This window comes from Mycobacterium sp. (genome assembly GCF_050701675.1).
Classification (GTDB): Bacteria; Actinomycetota; Actinomycetes; order Mycobacteriales; family Mycobacteriaceae; genus Mycobacterium.
Map to the genome: position 1 here is coordinate 1 of NZ_JBOGDD010000496.1, position 4,345 is coordinate 4,345.

The following is a 4,345-nucleotide window of genomic DNA, read 5'->3' on the forward strand; positions in this document are numbered from 1 at the left end:
GTGCAAGCCCGGGTCGTCGGGCAGGCCGGGCATGTCCTCGGGGCCACCGCCCGGCAGGCCGCTTGGCGACCCGCTCGGCGAACCGCCGCCGGAACCCGACCCGCCGCCGGATGGTGAGCCGCCACCAGAACCGGAGCCGGCGCCTGACGGCGACTTGTTGCCGGCCTGTTCCGCCGACATCGGCGACGTGGCCGGCGACGGCGTCTGGGGCACGGACGGCGTACTGCCCGGGGGCTGGCCCCCACCTCCGCCACCGCCGCCGGGCGCCGTCGCTCCCGGCTGTTGCGGTGACTGGCCGTCCTTCCAGTCGGACGGAAGCTTTCGGGGATCGCCGTTGGCGTCGACCTTGGATGTCGGCGCACCGACCGGTGGAGGTGGCTGGTCCACCGTCACCCGGTCGACCGCGGCCTTGGCCGTATAGGTGTCCTGGATGTGCTCGGATTCCTTGTTGAGCTTGTCCATGGCCGACATGGTCTGCATTTGGTTCTCGGTGGTCATCTTGGCCTCCAACGACTTGTACTCGTTGTAGACCGGGTTGTGGTCACCCACCGCGGCCAGGTGTGCATCCACGATCTTGTGCGCCTCGACCGCCAGCGCCTGCCACTTCTGACCCAGCAGCGTGATCCAGTTGCCGTAGTTGAAGAACTTGCCGTACGCCTCGTCGGCGGCGTCGCCCTCCCAGTTGACGATCGGCGCGATGAAGGTCGCCCCGGCGCGTTGCAGGTTCACCCCGTTGGTGTCCCACGCAGTCTTCGCCGTCTCCAGTGACGCACCGTGGTCGCCGCTTCCGAGCGCGTCTTGCGCCTTGTCGATGAAGAGGTTCCCGCCGCTGCTGGTCCTCGACGGCGCAGGCAGGTTGCCGGGTGGCGTCGGCTCCGCCGTGCCGCTGCCCTGGGGTATGACCGGGGCCGGAGCCGGGCCGCCGGAGTCGAGGCTGTGCCGGGCGGCCTCGTCGAAGTCGTCATACGCCTTGGCCACCGACAGCAAGGTCTCGGACAGTCGTTGCTGCTCGGTCTTCGCGTACTCCTGGTTCTCGGCCAGGTACTTGGCATTCGCCTCGAGATGTTCCATGGTGCGCTGGGTGTGGGGCAGGCTGTCTGGGGCTTGAACCCCCGACACGAGTGCTGCGGGATCACCGAACTCGACGTTCGCCACCTGCTTCGCCTTCGCGCGCAGGTCCGCCGTATCGACCTTGACGCCGTCGCCCATGTGTCCTCCTCACAACCTGTCCGAAATGCGGCCAAGCAGACCAAGCTCTATTGTTCCAGCGCCATCTGGTAGCGGCTTTCCTCACGCGGGTTGATCAACCGGATCGGAAGCTGCCGATGGCGCGGAGTGTCGATGAAGTTGTGCCGCAGCACCACTCGGCCGACGCCGGGATGCGGACCTAGGTAGGTGGTCGAATTCGGCCACGCCACCTTGGCGGTCTGCCCGACGCGGGCGTTGATGATCCCGGCGAACTCGCGGAATTGGGGACCGAGCGTCACGACGGCACCGGCGGCCGCCGACCGGATCACGAACTGCGTGAACAGGCGCGAGTCGCCCAGATTGATGCTGACGTCGACGTCGTCGAACGGCATGTAGACCGGATATCGGTCGGCCGTCTCGCCCACCAGGACGCCCGCGGAGCCGATGGGCAACTCGTAGTGGCGGTCCGTGACGGGGCTCTGCCCGTGCAGGGCGGAACGCTGCCCGCCGAAGAGACACGAAAAGCCGCGCGGCGTCGAGGGAATCGCCAGCGTCGTCAGCAGGACCGTCGTCGTCGGGGCAGTGCCAGGGCGGACCCGAACACGCGTGATCGTGTGATCGGCCCGCGCCGACCACCACACGTCGGGGCCACCGGGGGCGGTGTATGCGGCAGTGAACGTGCTGCGGCCCTTGATCAACGACCACGCCTCGCGCTCGAAGCTGATCTCGGTCGCATGGTCGAAGTCATCGAAGCTGCGGCCGCACCGCGCGTCGATTCCGTTGCTGGACAGATGATCTGCGATTCGGGTGGTCGATGCGACGAGGTAGCGCGCCAACCCTGCGACACCCGCCTCACGGCGAAGCGCCGACTTGCGCGTCTCCTCCGGCTTGGCGCGCAACACGATCCAGGTGCGCCGGTTGGCAGGCACCGGGTAGGGGCCCACCACCTGCTCGTAGAGCGCCACCAGGCTCGACGGCGCCGTTCTGCCGACGCGATACCCTGCCGAGACGACGTCTGCCTCGAGGTCGGGGCAGTAGGTGGCGAGGAGCTTCTCGATGAGCGCGGTGTCCAGCACGTCGTCGGTGAACGCCTCGCCGGACACGATCACGGTCGGTGTGAATGGGCGTGGGACCAGCTCGATGGTCGAGATGAGGTGCTCACCCTGCCAGCGGACCGCGACGTGATCGCCGGGCATCACCGTCGCCCCAACGGCGGGTTCGGACGGCGTGGCCGGTGCCACCTTGTGCCGCCGCCGCCACGCGAACACCGCGGCGATCCAGCCGGTGGCACGTCGACCGCGCACCGTGAGAGTCGTTGCGACGGCGATCAACACGGCCAGCGTGATGGCCAACCACATCAGGCGGAGGTGGACGAAGAGCACGATGCAGGCCGGGATCAGCACTGCCGCCCACAGGAGGTGGCCGGTGGTGAGCCGGAGTCCGAAGACCGACAGCAGGCCCTTCATCGGCGCCTCAGTGCGCGGCGGGCGAGGGCGATCACGCTCAACAGCACCGCGAGGCTGACTCCGCCCACGACGACCATGGTGATGGGTCCGCGGTCGGGCGGCGGGATGAACACGGGCGGCGGAAGCTGGTCGACCTTGTACGGCACCGTCTTCGGCCCCGGTGGCACGTCCCACGTCAATGCGGCGACGGGATCGATGACCCCGGCGCCGACGTAGTTGTCCACACCACCGCCGGGATGCCGTGCGGTGGCGGTGATCCGGTACATGATCTGGGCCGGCGTCAGGTCGGGGAACCGCTGCTTGAGCATCGCGGCGAGGCCCGACACGTAGGCGGCGGCGAACGACGTCCCGTTGATGGGGATCGGTCCGTCCTGACCCTGCAGCGCGTTGACGGGATTGCCGTCGTAGCCCAGCGCGGTGATGTTCTCCGCGGGCGCGGCCGCCCCGACCCACGGGCCGGACATCGAGAACGTGCTCGGCTGTCCGGTCTGTCCGATACCGCCGACCGTGAGCACCAACGGCGAGTACCACGCCGGCGAGACGATGGTCTGAACCTGTTTCCAGCCACGGGGATCAGAGGGTATCGACGCGTCGGGCGGCGGATTTTGCGCACAGTCCTGCCCGGTATTGCCCGCCGCGACGACGATCACCGCCCCCTTGGCGTTGACCGCGTACTCGATCGCCGCGCCGAGGCTCTTCTCGTCGATCGGCCGAGTGATCTTGTAGCAGGCGGCCTCGCTGATGTTGATCACCTGCGCGCCGAGGTTGGCCGCGTGCACGATGGCGCGGGACAGGCTGCGCAACGAACCCGCCGTCGGCGTGGTGTTGGGGTCGTTCGGGTCGGTCCGCGCACCCACCGGCTGGTAGTTGTCCGACGTCTGCCGCAGCGATAGGAGCCGCGCATCGGGGGCCATGCCGACGAAACCGTCAGTGGGCGCGGGCCGTCCGGCGATCAGCGAAGCGGTGAGCGTCCCGTGGCTGTCGCAGTCGTTCAATCCGTCGCCGGACTTGTCGACGAAGTCGCCGCCGGGCAGGGCGGGGACCCGCGGCGAACCGTTCACCCCGGTGTCGATGACGGCGACGGTTACACCCGCGCCGGTTGCGAACTTCTGGGCGTCGGCGATCCGGAGGTAGTCGTTGGCCCACGGCTTGTCGGCGAAATTGGCGCCAGGAAAGACCGTCGGCGACGAGCAGACCCGACGTAGCTCGGTGGGCTGATCCGGGCCCGTCTCGTCAGGTGGCAGAGCCGAGGGATCGATGGCCGGCGGCTCGATGGCAAACGCCGGGGGTGCGCTGAACAGCGTGAGGAACAGCACCGCCAGCAACATGACGATGCGACGCGTCACGAGCCGTCCTCCCGTCCGGGCAGGACACCTGGACTGCGCTGCGACACCCATAGCAAAGCTGGAACCACCCTCTGGGCGACGCATCGCCTCACGTCAAGCCCCCTGACCACGTGCACCAGGCAAGCTTACTGGGACGTCGGCGTGCTCCATACACGTATCTCGCCGAGCCCGGTTCGGACGGCCTGACTAGGCGTCGAGATCCTGCTGGACGAGCTGGGCGACGGCGGCCAGGGCGGCCTCGTCGTCCGAGGCGACGGTGACCTGGGCGCCGTTGCCTGCCCCGAGCGTCATGATCATCAGCGCCGAGCCTGCGTCGACGGGCTCACCGCCGTCGAGGGACAGGGT

4 protein-coding genes are annotated in these 4,345 nt (G+C 68.6%); all 4 read right to left on the reverse strand.

Annotation, left to right across the window (positions count from 1 at the left end; translation table 11 throughout):
- Positions 1–1,209 (reverse strand): PPE domain-containing protein (locus ACRDUX_RS14880; RefSeq protein ID WP_526414791.1); only part of this gene is annotated, 1,209 nt, incomplete at its 3' end.
- 47 nt (positions 1,210–1,256) lie between these two features.
- Positions 1,257–2,654, reverse strand: a complete 1,398-nt coding sequence (gene eccE / locus ACRDUX_RS14885) for a type VII secretion protein EccE (protein ID WP_526414792.1) — start codon at positions 2,652–2,654, stop codon at positions 1,257–1,259.
- Positions 2,651–3,982 (reverse strand): type VII secretion-associated serine protease mycosin, encoded by a 1,332-nt coding sequence (mycP, locus tag ACRDUX_RS14890; protein WP_526414793.1) that lies wholly within the window; start codon positions 3,980–3,982, stop codon positions 2,651–2,653. The genes eccE and mycP overlap by 4 nt, the downstream gene beginning before the upstream one ends.
- A gap of 204 nt (positions 3,983–4,186) precedes the next feature.
- A partial coding sequence (locus ACRDUX_RS14895; protein ID WP_526414794.1) for an HPr family phosphocarrier protein occupies positions 4,187–4,345 on the reverse strand: 159 nt, incomplete at its 5' end.